Source organism: Mycobacterium sp. DL440 (assembly GCF_011745145.1).
Classification (GTDB): domain Bacteria; phylum Actinomycetota; class Actinomycetes; order Mycobacteriales; family Mycobacteriaceae; genus Mycobacterium.
This window is the reverse complement of record NZ_CP050191.1, coordinates 3,927,838-3,944,948: the sequence shown is the minus strand read 5'-3', so window position 1 is coordinate 3,944,948 and position 17,111 is coordinate 3,927,838. Positions and strand designations below refer to the sequence as shown.

Sequence of the window (17,111 nt, the reverse complement as noted above, 5' to 3'; positions counted from 1 at the left end):
ATGCCTGCAACTATCCGCAAGCGCATCACTGGCAAGCTGGACAAGCGTGGCATTCCCGTAGTCAGCTATCAGGTTCGGTGGCGTGAACCAGTACGGGACACCTTTGGCGCTCCTGTCCTCGATGACAAGGGCCGTCAAGCCTTCAAGCAGACCAGCGAGACGTTCGACACCGAGCGCAAAGCTAAGGCACACGCTCGCAAGGTGGACACCGCGTTGGAGTCCAGCCATATCGACCCGAGCGCAGCTAAGGCCAAAGCCAATCTGCCTCTGGGGCACTACGCGAAGCAGCACCTGGACTCGCTGGTGGGCAGCCTTGACGAAGGCACGATTGAGGGCTACGAGAAGATCTACCGCGCACACCTTGCGCCTGTATTCGGTAGCAAGCCAGTAGCTTCCATCACCACCGCGGACGTAGCGCGCTTTCGAGCAGCTCTGCTGGCACCGCACGTCTACCACCAGCAAGCCGAGCGCACCGTTGTGCGCAGCGCTGGCACAGTGAAGCACATCATCGGAACGCTCAAGCGGATCCTGGATACCGCACAGGACGATCAGGCCATCCCGAGCAACCCTGTGATCTCAGGCCGTCGCCAGCGCACTACCAAGCGCCGCGTCAGCTCAGATGGCAAGGCACCGTTTAAGCACCATCCGTTGACAGCCAACCAAGTAGCGGCGGTGCATGACTGGATTGCCTCCGATCAGGTCATGAGCCGTGCAGCGACGAACAGTAGTGGCCCGAAGGGCAGCACCTACACCAGAGAGGGCAACGGTATCTACGCCTTAGCTGTCCTCTTTGCGGCGCATACCGGAGTACGTGCCAGTGAGCTACAGGGGCTACAGGTCCAAGACATCACCCTCCCCGCCACGGTTGATAGCGGTGAAGTAGCTACCGTTCGCATTTCACGCACAGCCAAGCGCAAGGGGCGGCAGTGGATCTACGGCACACCCAAGAGCGAGGCCAGCTCGGATCGAGTAGTGCCGCTAGCGCCGTGGTTGGCGGAGGAGTTGCGCCAGTACTTGGACGCCGTCCACCCGTTTGCCGGCAAGCTCAAGGACGGTAAAGGCAAGAGGCACTATATTGCCCACGCGCCGCTGTTTCCAGGGCGGGGCAACCGCTACACGTTTGATTGGGCGCACCCTGTCCACGCCGGCAACCTGTACGAGAACTACCTAGCTCCGGCCTGCCAAGCGCTGGGAATCGATAAGGCAGTAGGCGGAACGGTGCGCTTCCACGATCTGCGCCACACCTGCGCGACGATGAACCTGAGCGCGGGGGAGCACTACATGCAGGTGTCCAAGTGGTTGGGTCACTCCACTTACGTACTGACGCTAAGCGTTTACGCGGACTACATCAACGAGGAGCAGGTGGTAGTGCCCAAGGTTGGGCGTGGCAGCTCTGGCAGCACAACCGCACTGCCGAGCAACGTAGTGGCTCTACGTCGAAAGGCGAACTAGGCGGACGGCCCAGTCGATTCGTCGCGTTCGCCTCTGAGTTTGCGTCGGATCTGGTCACTCCTGGCTTTCATGCGTGAGACCCGATCTTCGTGGTACTGACGCTCTTCTTCGCCGGGCAGGATGTACGCCCATATGCCGCTGTGCTGTTTTGTGTACCCATTGAGTGTGTTCGCGATCTCGTACAGAGCCTTCTCAGCCGATCGTCCCTTTTCGGTCGTCACGCGAATTGAGTCACGGAACATATCGGCATCCAACGAGATTGGGTTGCGATAGCTGGGCTTGTCGGGATTCATCTTGTCGTCAAACTCGACATGGCCGACGAACTGAGTCTGCAGCTCGCCCTTGTATTCTTCACGCTCGATACCTGAATCCCAGGATGTCCGCCAATCTTGTCCTGGCGCTAGGACGGCGATGTTCTGAGGAAAGTAAAGGCTTGTGACCTCTTCGCCGGTGTCCGGGTGTGTCCACGGCACGACCGCCAGCGGTGGCAGCTCAATCCGAATGTTGTATGCCGTTGTCTGCCCGAAGTTCTTGACCACCAGGTCCATGTAGTGCCAGTTCTGAGGGTCGCGCTCGATGAAGACTACAACCTCCGGTTGCGCTACGCGTTCACGTGTCTCGCGAGCTTCCTTGACCTGTCCACGTGCGTAAATCAGCGCCCAGCCCGCAACGCCAACGGTGCCCACCTGAGCCAGAGTCGCGAGAGCTGTCCAAGCATCCGTCATGGCAGCTCCCTCATGGCCTTCTTGTAGGCCTCCAAGGCTTTGTCGTAGTCGTTGTGAGGCTTGGTCAGATCTACCTCGCCGGTGGGGTTGTCACGCATGCTAAACCACGCTTCTGCCAGCGAGTCAGCGAAATCGTTCGCCGCCGTGGTGGCTTCCTTAAAGCCATACAGCTCTAGCTTGGTTTCAGCCACCGAGTATTTGTCTCCCAACTTCTTCATCGGCCCTGCATTCATCTTTGCGACGAGCTCAGTGCGAGCCGTCGGGTCCTCTGTCTGGTCGATACGGTCAACTGCTCGAACCAACTCTTGCAGTGCAACTGTGGCTTCTGTTAGCACGGCTACTTTTTCCGCTCTGCGGTTCTCCTTACGCGTTGTGTTCGTTGTTCTCCACACCCCGCAGAAGGCGACCAACGCGCCGGTGACTGCAATGGCTGCCGCTATCACGGTTGCCCACGGTTGAGTGAGCCCGCCAGTGTCGACTGCAGCGGGAGGGCACAAATCCGCTGCAAGCCATACGTGAGTCATGACTGGAATCGTGAACGACATAGGGAGCCTAAGGGACACTTTTGGATCAAAAGTGCCACTGCGTTCTGGCTCCCCGACACCAGCGCCGTGAGGTAATCCGGCTAGGGTTGGCGCGTGCTTGAGCTGCGGACAGGTTTGCGTCCACTTGTGGACGTGGTGTGGACGTAGCGCGCCAGCGCAGCCAGCCAGTGCTTGCTGGACGGCCTAGAAATAGGCTCTGAGCTGGGAAAGCCCCCATAGCCCAATTGGCAGAGGCAGCGGACTTAAAATCCGCCAAGTGTCGGTTCGAGTCCGACTGGGGGCACGAGAACTTTACACGCAACGTTGCTGGTAGAGCCGATATTCGGAGTTTCTAGACTGCGGCCTGGGAGCGTTTTGCCCACATTTTGCCCACAGTCTCATCTAATCTGTCGGCAACTCCAGTGAGGTCGTCATCGAATAAGTCGGCGTAGACGTCCAACGTCATGGCCGCCGACGAGTGCCCCAGCATCCGCTGAACCATCTTCACGTTCGCTCCTGCGCTGATCGCTAACGACGCCGCAGTGTGCCGCAGTGCGTGCGCCGTGACCCTCGGGAAAACGGGCGTGGTTGGTTCCTTGCCGCCCTTGCTCTCCTTGGTCCTGGCTGCCGTGGCCGCAGTCTGGCACCGTTCGACCGCACCAGACATCCATGAGTCATGAGACGACGGGGGGCCGAGGTGGCTACCGTCGCGTGACGGCCAGATTAGGTCGCCGTGCTGCTTACCTCTGCACGTCTTAGCCGGCTCGTCAACGACGAACGCAGGCAACACAACGGCCCGCTCCTTGCCCGACTTCAGTGTGCCAACGTGCACATCGGCGCCAACCGTGACAGCGTTCTCATGCAACACCACCTTGCGCTTCAGGAAGTCGATATCACCGACCCGAAGCGCTGCGGCCTCACCCCAGCGGAGGCCCGCCGTTCCGAGTAGCAATACCAGCGATCGGTACAGACCTGCCTCAACTGCGAGCGCTTGGAGCTGATCGGCCGTTAGGTAGATGTTTTTGCGCTTCGACCGCGCTGGGAGCTTCACACCCCGAGCCGCATTACGCGCCAGCCGACGATCCTTCACCGCATCGTCGAGGATCCGCGCCAGCACGTCGTACGCGGTCCGGACGACCGTGCCCTTGCGTCTGCCGGCCAACTCTGCGACCCACGACTGAACGTCAGAAAAGTTGATGTCCGCGATGGCCTTTGACGCCCATCGTGGTTCGACGTGAACGCGCCAAGCTGACTCCACCGAGTGGAACGCCGAGGGCTTAATGATGGCTTTCTGGCGGGCCAGCCAATCAGGCCCAAGTTCGCCAACCGTGACCTTGCCGAGAGCGGGTGCAACGTAGCTGCCGGTGAGCTTCTCCACCTCCACTGTGGCCGCGAAAATCTCGGCGTCCCGCTTTGTCTTAAACCCGCGCTTGTCGGTCTGCTGACGACTTGGTGTCCGGTAGCGAACCCTGTAGCGCGTTGCGCCAGAAGAGGTTTGGTACTTGCTAATCGTGGCCATCGTAGTCCCCAGTACGTGGTACGTGGAGGTCTCCGACCATCTGGCGCATCTCCGGCAGCGTCATCGTTTCGCCGCTGCGCAGTCGGTCTTCGATCTGTTCCCGTATCCAGCTGGGCCATGCTCGCGAACCGAATCCAAGGAAGCTGATCGCATCCGACAATGGTGCTGCCACGACCAGCCAGTCCCAGAGGGCTCGGGCTGACACGTCGGAGGATGATCCGGTGACTGAGACTATCGCATCTCCCTCATTGAAATCGGGGATTAGCAGCGTGGTGGGGGAAACGCCAAGTGCCACAGCAAAAGCTGCGAGATGGTCAACGTCTACGCGGCGTTGACCATCCTCGATGCGCCGGATGCCGAGTGCGGGGACCGGTCGTCCCAGCTCGTCCATTCTGGCCGATAAGAAGGAATCGCTCGAACAAACACTGTTCGGGCTCCCCAGTGGTTCTGATGCGAACAAGATCATCGCCTACCGCGACGCCCAGGACAGGGCGGCCCGCGTTACAGACCGGGAGACTGCATTGAAGGTCTATAACTCGGCACTGATCTCCAATGACGACAGTCTCGCCAAGGTGATCCTGGCCAAGGCGGTCGAATTCAACTACCGCGAGATCGTCGACGACTACACCAGGCGTCATCCGATCTGGCGTGAAGAACTCAACGATCTCGCGGCCATTCAGACATACAGCACTGACGGCAACAAGATGTTGCAGACCAACATGTCCTACACCCTTGTCCGGGGTGTCAGCGCCGGATACACCGACGGCTTCGTGGACTTGGCGCTGTAGGCCCTTTCGCCGCCATAAACACGAATTACGCTAGGAGGCAGTACAAGTGACGACCATCGGCTACGCGACGCTTCAGCTCATCCCGTCGCTGCGCGGGGTGCGCGAAGCTATCGCCAGGTCGACGCGCGATATGTCGATCACCGCCAACCTCGACGTTGCCGGGGCGCGCGAGGCCGGTGTGCGTGCCCGTCGTGAGATTCGCCGGGGCATCGAGGATGCCCGTATCGCTTCCGGCCTGCACCGGCAGGTGGAAAGCGAGCTGTCCTCGGCGAATGCGTCGCGCATTGGCGGCCGGTTCGGGTCCAGTCTCGGTGCGTCGATCTTGGGCAGCATCCGGGGCGTGAGTTCCGGGTTTGACGCGGTGGTCTTTAGCGGCGCTTCGGTTTTGCGGAATGTCGGTGCGATCGCGACGGGCACGAAGATCGCCTCGGTCGCTGCGCGGGCCTTGTCGCGGTCTCTGCTGACCGCTGGCGGTGCGCTGGCGCTGCTCGGCGGTGGTGGGCTGACCAGGCTGGCGGTCGGCCTGCAATTGGTGTCGCGGGCGGCTGGCGGCGCCGCGCGCGACATCGGCCGAATTACCTCGGCGCTGATCGTGCTCACCGCAGTCGGGCGCGGCCTGTCCACACTCAATCGGATCGGGAAGATTGGAGCGCTAGTAACGATCGGCTTTTCGGCGCTGTTGGGTGTCGCGACCGCTGTCGTCACAACGCTCGGTGGCCCCCTGGTCGCGGCTCTGACTGCGGTGGGTGTGGCGATGGGTGTCGCTGCCGGTGCGGCGGCTGGCATCCTCGGGCCCGCGCTGGCCGGACTGGCGATCGGCTTCAAGGGGTTGCAGGACGCCGCGAAGGCCTACACGTCGGGCGATGATGGCACGTCGCAGGCGAAAGCTGTTGCGGCGGCGACAAAGCAGGTCGAGCAGGCCGAAAACGGTGTCGAACGCGCCAAGCGGGACTCTCGCGATGCCGAGCGTGATCTGACCCGGGCGCGCAAGGACGCTGAGGAGCAGATCGAGGATCTTAACCTCGCGTTGCGTGGCTCCGCATTGTCGGAGAAGGACGCCCAACTGTCGCTTCTGGAGGCGCGCCGCGACCTGCAGAACCTCGGCAAGGACGGCCAGTCCTACGACATGCTCGACCGTGAGCGTGCGGTCCTGCGGGTCCAGGAGGCTGAGCAGCGGCTAGCCGAGACGCAAGAGTCCAACGGAGATCTCGCCGAAAAGGCCTCCGAGGCCAACCGGCTCGGTGTCGAGGGCTCCGATGAGGTGGTCGCGGCCAAGCAACGCGTGGCCGACGCCAGCCAGGCGGTCATCGACGCCGAACAGCAGGTTGCCGATGCGCGCCAGGCCGTGGCCGACGCCCAGAATCAGGGGCAGTCCGGGGTTGACCCGTTCGACGCGATGATCGGGCAGCGGATGGCCCCGATGCTCGATGCGGTCAAGAACCTGCGCCACGCTGTTACCGACAGCCTGTCGGGCGCACTGACGCCCGCGTTCGCGTCCCTGGGTGGGCTTCTCGATGGGCTGCGCCCCAAGATGGGTGTCCTCGCCGCGACAATGGGCGGTGTCGACACTGCGGTCGCCACGGCGATCTCCGGGCCCGCAGCGGCCGCCGGGTTCGACAAGATGATTTCCGCGTCCAAGACGTTCGTCGGCAGCCTCAAGACCGGCATGGCGGGCGTGTCGAGCGGTCTTGTCGAATTCGTGGGCACCGCAGCACAAACGTTCGCCGGTGCGGGAACGGGCATCAACGACGTGTTGGCCGGCATAGGCGATCGGCTGCGCAACATCACCCGCGAGCAGATGATCGCCGCGTTCGATCAGCTGCAGCAGGTGTTTGACAACATCCGCAACGTCGTGGGCCCGACCTTCTCCGCGCTGCGCGAACTCGGCGGGATCACCGCTCCGGCGCTGGCCCCAGGGTTTCAGGCGATCGGTGCCGCCATCGCGCAGGCCACCCCAGGTGTGATGACCATGGCGCGCGAGCTGATGCCCGCCCTCTCCCCGGTGATGCAGAACCTCGCGCCGGTGCTGCCGTCGCTGGTGGACGCGTTCACGCCCTGGGCGTCGGTCGTGGCGGTGATCGCACCGCACCTGGCCACCGTCGTCGCCCACCTCGGCCCGCTTACTCCGCTGATCCTCGCAGCTACCTTGGCGGCCAAGGGGATCGGCATGGCGATGATCGTCTGGCAAACAGCAATGGGGGCAGTGTCGATCGCGCAAGGCGTGTTCATCGCTGCGACCGGTGCCAGCACTCTAGCGATAGAGGGCAACATCATCGCGCTCACCGCGCACAAGGTGGCCATGATCGCCGGGGCCACTGCCGCCAAAGCGGTCACCGCTGCGCAATGGCTGTGGAACGCTGCGATGACCGCCAACCCGATCGGTCTGGTCGTCGCGGCCATCGCCGGGTTCGTCGGGGGAGTCATATACGCGTACAAGCACTCTGAGACGTTCCGAAACATCGTGCAGGGCGCGTGGAATGCGATCAAGGTCGCCGCCAAAGCAGTGGTGGATTGGTTCGTCGACACCGCGTGGCCGTTCCTCAAACAGGTATGGGAGGGCATCGGTACGGGCTGGAATTGGTTGTCCACCAAGGCCGGTGAAGTGTGGACCAGTGTCAAAGAGCGGTTCACCGCGATGGTTGACTGGTTCCGGGGCCTGCCGACGGCGATCGCCAACGCGGCCAAGGGAATGTGGGAGAGCCTCAAGCACGGCCTGGTCGCGGTGCTCAACTGGATCGGCGACAAGTGGAACGCGTTCGCGGACTCTCTGAGCTTCAGCATTCCCGGGGTCGTTGACGTCAATGTGCCGAAGCTGCCCAAGTTCGAGGCCAAAGACGGGTTTTCGATCGGTGGATACACCGGTGACCTGCCCACCGAGCAGATCGCCGGTGTGGTGCACGGCGGGGAGCATGTCATCAAGGCCTCATCGCGGCAGATGCTCGAAAGCGTCTATCCGGGCCTGCTCGAATACATGAACAACACAGGTCGCCTGCCTGGGTACTCAGGCGGCGGGCGGGTGGCCTACGGCCTGCCGGTGGGCACCAATACCGGCGGGTACGGCTCCAGCGGTTCGGTGTTCCCCGAATGGGTGCATGCGGTGGAGAAGCGGTTCGGCGTCAAAGCATCCACCTACCCGGGTCACCAGGAGAAGTCGGGCCTGAACAAGGGTATCGACTGGGTCGGCTCAGTCCCGGCGATGCGAGCATTCGCCGAGTACCTCAAGTCCATCCGTGGGGAGCTCGAGCAGGTCATCTGGATGAACCCGAACACCGGGGAGAAAATCGGTGTGGCCGATGGCCAGTTGGTTGGCTCCGGCACATCGCAACCGGGCTACTACGCCAAAGATTGGGGCGGCCACACCAACCACGTGCACACGCGGCAGAGTTACTCCTTCGGCGGTTCGGCGTCGGCGTCCGTTGTCGACACGACCCCACTGGCGGCCGGTCTAGGTTCGACAACGGGTGCGGACATCGATACCGATCCCCGCACTGCCTCTCCGCAGACTCAGGCAGCCGTCGCGGCGTCGTCTTCATCCGGCGGTACCGGCAACCTGCCGACGTCAATCTCGGGGCTGTCGACGTGGGGGATTGACAGCCTGCCGAATCCGACCGCCGGCCTTTCAGACACGCTGCCTGACGGCGGTAAGAATCCGTGGAAACAGGACTCTGCCGCCAAGTTCGGCGAGGCTGCGAGCGCCGCCGTCAGCGGGCAGGTGTCGTCGGCGCTTGGTGTGTTTGGTGTCCCAGATTCCCCGGGCTGGTTGCAGGGCATTTCAACGTTCGTCGGTGGCCTGTCGATCTCGGATGCCAGTGGCAACAAGATCTTCGGCGGCGGCAGCACGAGCGGCGCGCTCGGAGGGATGGGGTCACTACTGGGCAACACCGGCCAGGGCGATGGATACGGCGGTGCCGCACCGATCGCCGCAGCGCCCATGGTCCCAACGCGCGTACCCGACACCGGGAACTTGCACGGCAGTCGGGCCGGCCAGCAGCCGGGACCGGCGGGGCCGACATACAACATCCGCACTGCCACCGTCGAGGACGCATTCATGCAGGCTCAGCGCCAGGAAAGAGTAAGGCTCGCATCGAAATTGGATAGGTACTGACGTGGCGGTAGCAACGATCATCCTCGAATCGGACAATGGTGACTCGGTCGTGGTGTGTCGGCACCGCGCAACCCCGAAAGCAATGAGGGCCAGCCCCATCCGGGGCCGACCCTCATTGTCACATCAGACGAGCGTGCTGACCGCTGACACTACGGCCCCTTGGAAGTGGAGCCGACGGGATTCGAACCCGTGCTACTCGAATTACTGTCCAGTATAGCTGCCTCCTCCCAGCAAGCCCGCAAACTTCGGGAGAGTGGGTCGAGGGTCACACGCGAATATCGAGTCGAGAATAAGGTTGGTACGTCAGCGCGACACGCCCGGCGAGGGGCTTCAACGTTGACATGTGACATTTTCAGGAATATTCTCACGAACTATGTCACATCCGTCAGAAGCGGTCTTGGCCCAACTGAGCAAGGTCGCAGAGGACCTGCAAGAGGTGGTTGCTGAGCGCGGGTACAGAGTCGATGTAGCACTCGAAACAGACGAAGCGTTCGGCAGTGGCCAATCAAGATCGTGGTTGATGCGGGACCTCGTCATGGAAGGTATTGCCGAGGCGGCGTCGCGGGCCGGCATCTACTTCGGGGCCGTGAACGGCAGTGGGCGAGAACTTCAGACGTTTTCTGACGGCGTAGAACGTCATTTTCGATGCAAGAGTGCGACGCGCGACGCGAACGACCAGATCCAGATGATGGCGAGTTCGGACGCACCCTTGGCGGTCGAGTACGAAGACTCGCTCTATCCTATCGAGGCGTGGGTATTCGGCTGGATAGCATCCAGTTCCGAGCAGCTTGGTGAGGTGTTCATCGCCCGCATTCTTGCCTTCGTTGATGGGAACCCCGGGCACCTTGAGCTGGGGGCACCGATCCCGTTGCTCGGGGCGAGCCCGCGTCCCGGGGGTGGCGGGTTCAAGCCCACCGATGAAGGCCTGGAGGGCTTTGACGACGAGGGCTCGGCTGACGACACCGGAACTGCATGACGGCTTCTGCAGTCCACGTTCGAAAGGAGTTGGGAAGTTGTTGCCGCAACGCGACTTAGGGGAGCGAGTTCGCAGACTGCGGCTGGTCGCTGGAATCGGGCAGGTCGAATTCGCGGAGCGGCTAGGTGTCGCGAACGGGTCTGTGTCCAAGATTGAAAATGGCCGGATGCCGGTCTCGGATGACCTCTTGGAGCAGATGGCGAACGTACTGGACTGCACGCCAGCGTTTCTCACGGCGCGGGAACTGGTAGGGCCGACTACGCGGCCTTGGCTACGCGCCTACGCCGACGCGTCAAAAAAGACCGTCGATCAGCAAGCCGCGGACTGCACAACAGCGGTCGAGGTGTCCGAGATTCTCGGGCTTCGGCGGATGCCCGACAGCATTCCAGTGTTTGACGGCGACCTGTCCGATGACGACGCAATAGAACAGTTCGCGCTCGACGTACGCGCTGCGGCACAGCTCGGGGAGTCTGATGTAGTCGGCAACGCGATCAGGGCTGCTGAGCGGCTGGGCTGCTTCGTGCTACCAATGCGCAGTGAACTAGGCAAGCACCTCGGACTATCCGTCCGGGCAAACCTCATCCCGGTATTGTGCGTGGCTCGGGCCGCTGCGGAGAACTCGCATGACGGCGTCCCGGGCGACCGGCAACGGTTCACCGTCGCGCATGAGCTTGGACACCTAGGGCTGCACGCAGGCCTAGGGCCCCCAGAGTCGGCACACGACGCTAGCCGCGTCGAGAAGCAGGCGCATCACTTCGCTGGCGCATTCCTCGGGCCAGGTGATGCGCTGTTGCAAGACCTTCGAGAGGAAGGCAACCGCGTCACGCTCCGCACACTTGCCATACTCAAAGAGCGTTGGGGTATCTCAATTAAGGCACTGGTCATGCGATTTCAGGGACTTGGTGTCGTCGACAGCGACCAGGCCCGCAGCCTCTACAAGCAGATCTCCGCGCGCGGGTGGAACAAGTCCGAACCAATCGAAGTCGGTGGCGAGGACGCCATCTGGCTTCAACGGGCAATCAAGCAGATCTCCGCCGACGCGCCCGACAGCCTGAAGTTCGCATCGAAGACCGCCGGCATCGGGTTGTCCTATCTTCACAGGTGGACACAATGGGAGGCGCCAGAGGAAAACAGCCCGGATACGGCGCGGGTGCTCGCAATGCGACAGCAACCTCGAAAAAGGCCGTCGCCACGCTCCGTAGACGCCGCGCCCCAGAAGGCAATGATCGTCAGCTTGCCGGCAAGGCGCAACCGTTAGGCCGGTCATGCACCTAAGGACGCGAGCCCGTTGGCATCAGTCGGCTTCACGGGCGCTCAGCAACGCTGAGGTACTCTGACAACCAGTGTTTTGGCCGGTTGGGGGATTGGCATGGCAAACGAACTACATGTGGATGCGGCGGGCCTTCGGTCAGCCTCGGCCAGCAGCGAGAACGTCGCAGCGGACCTGGCCGGCTTCTCCTTAGAGGCCACCGCGTCCTCGCAGCCCAGTGGTGCCGGTGTGGCTGCGGTCAACGCTGCGCTCACCTCTGTGAAGAATCGCCAGTCGGCGCGCCTGACCGGCCAGGCCGATGCCCTCTCGGTGAGCAGCACCCGCTACGACACCACAGACACCGATGGCCACGACGCCATCACCACGGTGTCCGTGTGAGTCCCGCAGCCGCGTCCGCTCCTCTCCTTACACGATCCGATATCGAGGAATGGAGCACCTCGCACCTCTCCGACGCCGCCAGCAGTTGGCGGTCCGCAGCCACCGCGAGCGAAGACGCCTTCGACCAACACCGGCAGAACGTCTCCGCACCGGGCGGCACCACCTGGGAGGGCGCCGCCAAAGACGCCGCACTTGACCGGGTAACCGCAGACATCGCGGTGGTTGGTCGCCAGGGCAGCGTCCTACGCGAGGTCGCGGGCCTGGCCGAGAACGGCGGCCACGACATCGCCGCTGCCAAGGGCAAAGCCCTGGAGGCGATCAGCGCAGCCGAGAACGACGGGTTCAGTGTTGGTGAGGACCTCTCGGTGACCGATGCTCGCAGGTACGACATCACTACGATCGTCGCGCGGAACAAGGCATTGAAGGAGCACGCCGAAGATATCCGCTGGGCCGCCGAGCGGCTCGTACAGGCTGACAAGCTCGTCGGTGATCGTTTGCAGGCGAAGGCAACCGAGCTAGATGCGATCCGGTTCGACGGCGAGGGTGAGCGTATGTCGGTCCAGGCGGCCAGCTTCGGCTCGGTGCCGGAGTCTCCCCGGTTCCCGCTGCCGGAGAAGCCCTGGGAGTACAACTTGGACCTGACAACCGACCTCAAAGTCTCGGGCGGCAAGAGTGCGGGCGAGGGGATTACGGTTGATGATGTGTGGAATGAGCTGCACCGGTGCTTCAACTGCAACTTCCCGATGGGAGGAGCACCCAAGGAATTCCCGAAGGTGGGTGACAAACTTCCCCTCGAAATCAAGATGGCCGGCGTGAAAATGGCCAACTTCCCCGTGCAGGTCACCCAGGCCGAGAAAACGGGGTCTGAGATCAATATCGAGTTCGTTACCCTTCCCGGCCACGTGGACGGTCCGGGCAGCACCATCCACTTCCGCTTCTTCGAACAAGGCGGAGAATTACACCTTGGTGTCAACGCGCACATCACAGACCCCGGCCCCGGTACTCAGCCTCCGCCTGTGGGGCCAGTGCTGAGGGGTATGTATACGGGCGTGGCACATCTGAACTGGCAGCCCTACATTGATCGTCTGGCAGACAACATCCAACAGTCGCGCGGGGTCGTACCGAACACAGGTCCACCGGTGGTCCCGCCAGGGCTGCCACCAATCGCCGTGCCGAATACGGGGCAAAGATGAAGCGAGCGTTGACAATTACGGGTTGGCTCGTCCTTGGCGTTCTGGCTGGCCTCGCTCTATACGCGGTGTTCGCCGTCGTCCTTGGCGCTGCCCTCTACTCGTTAGGCGTGAGCACTGCGTTTGTGGTCGCTTTTATTTTCGCCGCAGGCGGCGCGGTTGTAACGTTGCGCCGTCGGCGAAATCCCAGCCTGTATGCGTTTTGGGCCGGTGCGCTTCTGTTTCTTGGGATTTCATCAGTGCAGATACTGGTGCTTAGCCCTCAGACAGTCTGGCCGCTGAATCTTTGGGCCTAACCACCTTGCCTCGGTGCACAACGTGGGAGCGCTACGCCACTGGGCGTCACGCCTCCCAAATGTCAGCCTCAGTAAGGCCCGCAGCGCGCTCAGCGTCCTGCAAGGGCATCCGATACCCGTAGGTGGCCAGATAGGACGCGCGCGACTCCGCGAGCTGGTCGAGGTCGGTCACGACCCGGGTACCGAGCGTGCTGCTATCAAGTGCGCTCATTTCGTGCCACCTCCCACGGCATCCAAGGGCGGAAAGGCTTTCACGGGGGAACCCTTGCGGGGACCAATACTAGCTCCGAGTTGGCCGCGCCTTGCCCACATTTTGCCCACAATCTACCCACAGTTACATATAACTGGACTGATCTACAGTGACCTGTTTCCCCAGGTAGGAGCCGTTCCGGCGTCCTGATTAGGGTGGCGAAATCGGTTCGAGTCCGACTGGGGGCACCGACGCCATTGCTGCTCGAGCGGCTTACCGAAGCGGCCAAGCCGGCCGAGTCGCGGCCGGTGAATCGAGTCGCGCCCGCAGTAGTGGCCGAGCTCGACACCTAAGCTCCGAGAATGCGCGTCCCTCGACGAATCGCACATTTCAACAAGCGAGTCACCAATCCGGCGGCTCGCGCGATCACACCGTGGCTTCCGAGCCTCGGGACGCTTGAGCATGTCGGGCGGAAGTCGGGTAAGCGATATCGAACGCCCCTCTTGGTATTCAAGGCCCACGACGGCTACGCCACACTCATCGGTTACGGCCCGCAGACGGACTGGTTGAAGAACGTGCTGGCTGGCGGACCGACGATGCTGCGCAAGCGGGGACGGGTTGTCGCGCTCACCAACCCACAGGTCATGAGCAAGGCCGAGGCCGCGGCTTTCGTCACACGGCGTTCCCTACCGCTCTACAGAGCATTTCCCTACAACGAGGCAGTTCTGCTGCTGACGGTTGCGAGCTCCGCGCGCTGACCTCCGTACCGCACCAGGCTTGGAGCTGAGGATAGTCGCGGCCTCTCCGACGTGGTCGATACCTTGCCCGGATCGTCGTGGTGATGACCTGCCTGAGTCGACGAACTCCGGCTGTGGATTCGCTGTGCGGTGGCGGGAGCGCGCCTGAAATCCGCCGACCGCGGGTATGCCTCCTCAATGATCCGGTTCGGCGCCGTGGCGGCATTGACGGTGTTGGCGGCGATCCTGGTTGTGGTGGCGGTCATCGGGTCGTGGGGCTGGTGGATCCTGGCCGCAGCGACGGTGTTGCTCGCAGGGGTCGGTTGCTATGACCTGATCCAGCGGCGGCACTCCGTGCTGCGCAACTATCCCGTCGTGGGGCATATGCGTTACCTGCTGGAGGCGCTGCGCCCCGAGTTGCAGCAGTACTTCATCGAGCGCAACTTCGACGGACGCCCGTTCGATCGGGACGTGCGATCGTTGATATACGAACGGGCCAAGGGCACCGCCGCCGAGCTGTCCTACGGCACTGAGCGTGACATCAATGTCGAGGGCTACGAGTACCTCGTCCACTCGACTGCACCGATCGACGAGCCGCCGGAACCGTTCCGGGCGCGCATCGGCGGGCCGGACTGCCGGCACCCCTACGACATGGCGTTGATGAACATCTCGGCGATGAGCTTCGGAGCCCTGTCGGGCAACGCATTACGCGCGTTGAACAACGGAGCCAAGCTCGGCGGTTTCGCTCACGACACCGGTGAAGGTGGGCTGACGCCCTATCATCTGGGCGGGGCCGACGTGGTGTGGGAGATCGGTTCTGGCTACTTCGGTACCCGCACGCGCGACGGCGCCTTCGATCCGGATCAGTTCGCCGACAAGGCCGCCGACGACGCGGTCAAGTGCATTTCGATCAAGTTGAGTCAGGGTGCCAAGCCCGGCGTGGGCGGAGTCTTGCCGGCTGCCAAGGTCAGCGAGGAGATCGCGCGGTATCGCGGCGTGCCGGCGGGTCAGAAATGCGTCAGCCCGGCAGCGCATTCGACGTTTCACACCCCACGGGAACTGATCGGGTTCGTTGCCCGGCTGCGTGAACTGGCCGATGGAAAACCGGTGGGGTTCAAGCTGTGCGTCGGCTCGCGAGTCGACGTCTTGGCGATCTGCAAGGCGATGCTCGCCGATGGCATCACCCCGGACTTCATCATCGTCGACGGCGCCGAGGGCGGGACGGCAGCCGCACCCCTGGAATACGAAGACCATGTCGGCCTGCCGCTGACGGACGGCCTGATGACGGTGCACAATGCACTCGTCGGCACCGGGCTGCGTGACGTCATCCGGGTGGGTGCCAGCGGCAAGGTGGCCACCGGTACCGACATCGTCAAGCGTCTGATCCAAGGCGCCGACTACACCAATGCCGCCCGCCCGATGATGATGGCCACGGGCTGCATCCAGTCCCAGCGCTGTCACACCAACCACTGTCCGGTCGGGGTGGCCACCCAGGATCCGCGGCGGGCACGTGCCCTCGATGTTGCCGACAAGAGCCAACGGGTGTTCCGGTATCAGCGCGCGACAGTGGGGCAGGCGATGCGCTTGATGGCGTCGATGGGCATCACCGACCCGGCGCAGCTTTCGCCTCACCTACTGCGGAAACGGCTGTCCGCCACCGAACAGCGGTCCTACGCCGAACTGTTCGAGTGGCTGCCTGCAGGAGCGCTCCTGAGCGAACCGCCGGAGAGCTGGCGGATGGACTGGGAAGCCGCAGCGCCGGACTCGTTCACACCTGTTGGAACACAACATATTTGATCTCTCCGGGAGGGAGCGCCATGCCAACCGTTGCCTCTGCCCCCCAGTGACACCAACGGCCACCCGAACTCGGGTGGCCGTTGGGCTTACAGGCAGGCTTAGCCCTTGTCGAGCAACCGCTCGATGTTGTTGACGCCGAACGGGGTCAGGCCGGACTTCTCGTCGCTGGCGAGGACGATGAACCCGGGACCCTGATGGTTCTTCGTGATCAGCAGGGTCTCGTTGTTCATGCCCACATCGGCGCCTGCCCCCCTTCTTCAGCGGCGCGACGATCTGGGTGTTCAGCGCGGCGAAGAAGTTCTGGTCGATATTGTCGGTATTCCAGGCCCGGTAGCCGCGCGGGCTCTTCTCGATTTGGGAGACCTCGGTGTGGCCGCGCACGCCGATCACGGAATCCTTGAAAACACCATCCCGTCTGGGAACCGCCGAGTCTGTCCGCTGGTCAGCCCATGAATCGTCGGAACCGTGGGTCCACCGATCGGGGGAACGGCCCTACGATCGGTCGGTATGACCAGCAAGCCTGCTTTGATTCTGGCGTTCGCGGCATTCGCCGCAGCTGTCCCGGCCGTCATGCCGGCGACGGCCACCGCGGCACCGTGCCCCGACGTCGAGGTGGTGTTCGCCCGCGGCACCAACGAGCCCCCGGGCCTGGGCAGTGTCGGCGGTCCCTTCGTCGACGATCTGCGGTCGCGGGTCGCGCCGCGCACCGTCGACGCGGCGGCAGTCGACTACCCGGCGACCAATGACTTCAACACCAGCACCCCGGCCGGCACTGACGCGGCGCGGTCACTCATCGAGTCCATCGCCGCCAGCTGTCCGAATACGAAGATGGTGCTCGGCGGTTACTCACAGGGCGCGGCAGTGATCGAAAAGGCCACCAACGAGGCGTCTCCGCAGGTCGCCGACCATGTGGCGGCCACCGCACTGTTCGGTACCCCGCTCACCAGCTTCTCGGGTCTGCTGGCCGCCGGGCAGACGCTCCCGATGCTGGCACCGCAGTACACGGCCAACTCCATCGCCCAGTGCAACGAGGGCGATCCGATCTGCTGGGAAGGCGGCTGGGACATGGGTGCCCATGTGTCCTATGTGCAGTCCGGAAAGGTCGCGCAGGCAGCCGATTTCGCTGCGGGCAAGCTGTAGGCGGCCGCCCAACCTGAGCTTGTG

At 63.1% G+C, this 17,111-nt stretch carries 15 protein-coding genes and 2 tRNA genes; 11 read left to right on the top strand and 6 right to left on the bottom strand.

The annotated features are described in order from the left end of the window. On the top strand, nt 1–1,452 hold the full coding sequence (locus HBE63_RS19215) for a site-specific integrase (RefSeq protein ID WP_166906167.1): 1,452 nt from the start codon (nt 1–3) through the stop codon (nt 1,450–1,452). Here HBE63_RS19215 and HBE63_RS19210 read toward each other — a convergent pair. Next, nucleotides 1,449–2,177, bottom strand: a complete 729-nt coding sequence (locus tag HBE63_RS19210) for a hypothetical protein (protein ID WP_166906166.1) — start codon at nt 2,175–2,177, stop codon at nt 1,449–1,451. The genes HBE63_RS19215 and HBE63_RS19210 overlap by 4 nt on opposite strands. Further along, the gene (locus HBE63_RS19205) at nt 2,174–2,701 is read right to left on the bottom strand and encodes a hypothetical protein (protein ID WP_166906165.1); all 528 of its coding nucleotides are present in this window, start codon (nt 2,699–2,701) and stop codon (nt 2,174–2,176) included. The genes HBE63_RS19210 and HBE63_RS19205 overlap by 4 nt, the downstream gene beginning before the upstream one ends. A 230-nt stretch (nt 2,702–2,931) precedes the next feature. On the opposite strand from HBE63_RS19205, the gene HBE63_RS19200 reads away from it, so the two are divergent. Then, nucleotides 2,932–3,005: transfer RNA gene (locus tag HBE63_RS19200), tRNA-Leu, on the top strand. Between the two features lie 48 nt (nt 3,006–3,053). On the opposite strand, the gene HBE63_RS19195 is transcribed toward HBE63_RS19200, so the two are convergent. Further along, complete coding sequence (locus tag HBE63_RS19195; RefSeq protein ID WP_166906164.1) at nt 3,054–4,220, bottom strand: tyrosine-type recombinase/integrase; 1,167 nt, start codon at nt 4,218–4,220, stop codon at nt 3,054–3,056. Nucleotides 4,221–4,573: 353 nt separating this feature from the next. On the opposite strand from HBE63_RS19195, the gene HBE63_RS31170 reads away from it, so the two are divergent. Both HBE63_RS31170 and HBE63_RS19180 read left to right on the top strand, forming a co-directional pair. Beyond that, a complete protein-coding gene (locus HBE63_RS31170; RefSeq protein WP_208301164.1) occupies nt 4,574–5,008 on the top strand; it encodes a hypothetical protein in 435 nt (144 codons plus the stop codon). Nucleotides 5,009–5,054: 46 nt separating this feature from the next. Then, a complete protein-coding gene (locus HBE63_RS19180; protein ID WP_166906161.1) occupies nt 5,055–9,113 on the top strand; it encodes a hypothetical protein in 4,059 nt (1,352 codons plus the stop codon). Between the two features lie 166 nt (nt 9,114–9,279). Here HBE63_RS19180 and HBE63_RS19175 read toward each other — a convergent pair. Beyond that, nucleotides 9,280–9,350: transfer RNA gene (locus tag HBE63_RS19175), tRNA-Tyr, on the bottom strand. Between the two features lie 136 nt (nt 9,351–9,486). On the opposite strand from HBE63_RS19175, the gene HBE63_RS19170 reads away from it, so the two are divergent. From HBE63_RS19170 to HBE63_RS19155, 4 genes are all read left to right on the top strand, one after another. Then, the gene (locus HBE63_RS19170) at nt 9,487–10,089 is read left to right on the top strand and encodes a hypothetical protein (RefSeq protein ID WP_208301163.1); all 603 of its coding nucleotides are present in this window, start codon (nt 9,487–9,489) and stop codon (nt 10,087–10,089) included. Beyond that, the gene (locus HBE63_RS19165; protein WP_243858157.1) at nt 10,031–11,347 is read left to right on the top strand and encodes an ImmA/IrrE family metallo-endopeptidase; all 1,317 of its coding nucleotides are present in this window, start codon (nt 10,031–10,033) and stop codon (nt 11,345–11,347) included. Before HBE63_RS19170 ends, HBE63_RS19165 begins: the two co-directional genes overlap by 59 nt. Before the next feature lie 111 nt (nt 11,348–11,458). Next, entirely contained in the window at nt 11,459–11,737 is a 279-nt protein-coding gene (locus tag HBE63_RS19160) for a type VII secretion target (RefSeq protein WP_166906158.1), read from the top strand. Continuing rightward, nucleotides 11,734–12,930: a hypothetical protein gene (locus HBE63_RS19155; RefSeq protein ID WP_166906157.1), complete on the top strand. Its 1,197-nt coding sequence runs from the start codon at nt 11,734–11,736 to the stop codon at nt 12,928–12,930. Before HBE63_RS19160 ends, HBE63_RS19155 begins: the two co-directional genes overlap by 4 nt. A 339-nt stretch (nt 12,931–13,269) precedes the next feature. Here HBE63_RS19155 and HBE63_RS19150 read toward each other — a convergent pair whose 3' ends face one another. Continuing rightward, on the bottom strand, nt 13,270–13,434 hold the full coding sequence (locus HBE63_RS19150; RefSeq protein WP_166906156.1) for a hypothetical protein: 165 nt from the start codon (nt 13,432–13,434) through the stop codon (nt 13,270–13,272). A 341-nt stretch (nt 13,435–13,775) separates the two neighbouring features. Between HBE63_RS19150 and HBE63_RS19145 the strand changes: the two genes are divergently transcribed. Then, nucleotides 13,776–14,171, top strand: a complete 396-nt coding sequence (locus HBE63_RS19145) for a nitroreductase family deazaflavin-dependent oxidoreductase (RefSeq protein ID WP_166906155.1) — start codon at nt 13,776–13,778, stop codon at nt 14,169–14,171. A gap of 177 nt (nt 14,172–14,348) precedes the next feature. Next, nucleotides 14,349–15,947: an FMN-binding glutamate synthase family protein gene (locus HBE63_RS19140; RefSeq protein ID WP_166909969.1), complete on the top strand. Its 1,599-nt coding sequence runs from the start codon at nt 14,349–14,351 to the stop codon at nt 15,945–15,947. A 98-nt stretch (nt 15,948–16,045) separates the two neighbouring features. Here the strand turns inward: HBE63_RS19140 and HBE63_RS31735 are convergent, their stop codons facing one another. Continuing rightward, nucleotides 16,046–16,177: a hypothetical protein gene (locus tag HBE63_RS31735; RefSeq protein WP_256367884.1), complete on the bottom strand. Its 132-nt coding sequence runs from the start codon at nt 16,175–16,177 to the stop codon at nt 16,046–16,048. A gap of 277 nt (nt 16,178–16,454) precedes the next feature. On the opposite strand from HBE63_RS31735, the gene HBE63_RS19135 reads away from it, so the two are divergent. After that, on the top strand, nt 16,455–17,087 hold the full coding sequence (locus tag HBE63_RS19135; protein WP_166906154.1) for a cutinase family protein: 633 nt from the start codon (nt 16,455–16,457) through the stop codon (nt 17,085–17,087). The last annotated feature ends 24 nt before the right edge of the window (nt 17,088–17,111 follow it).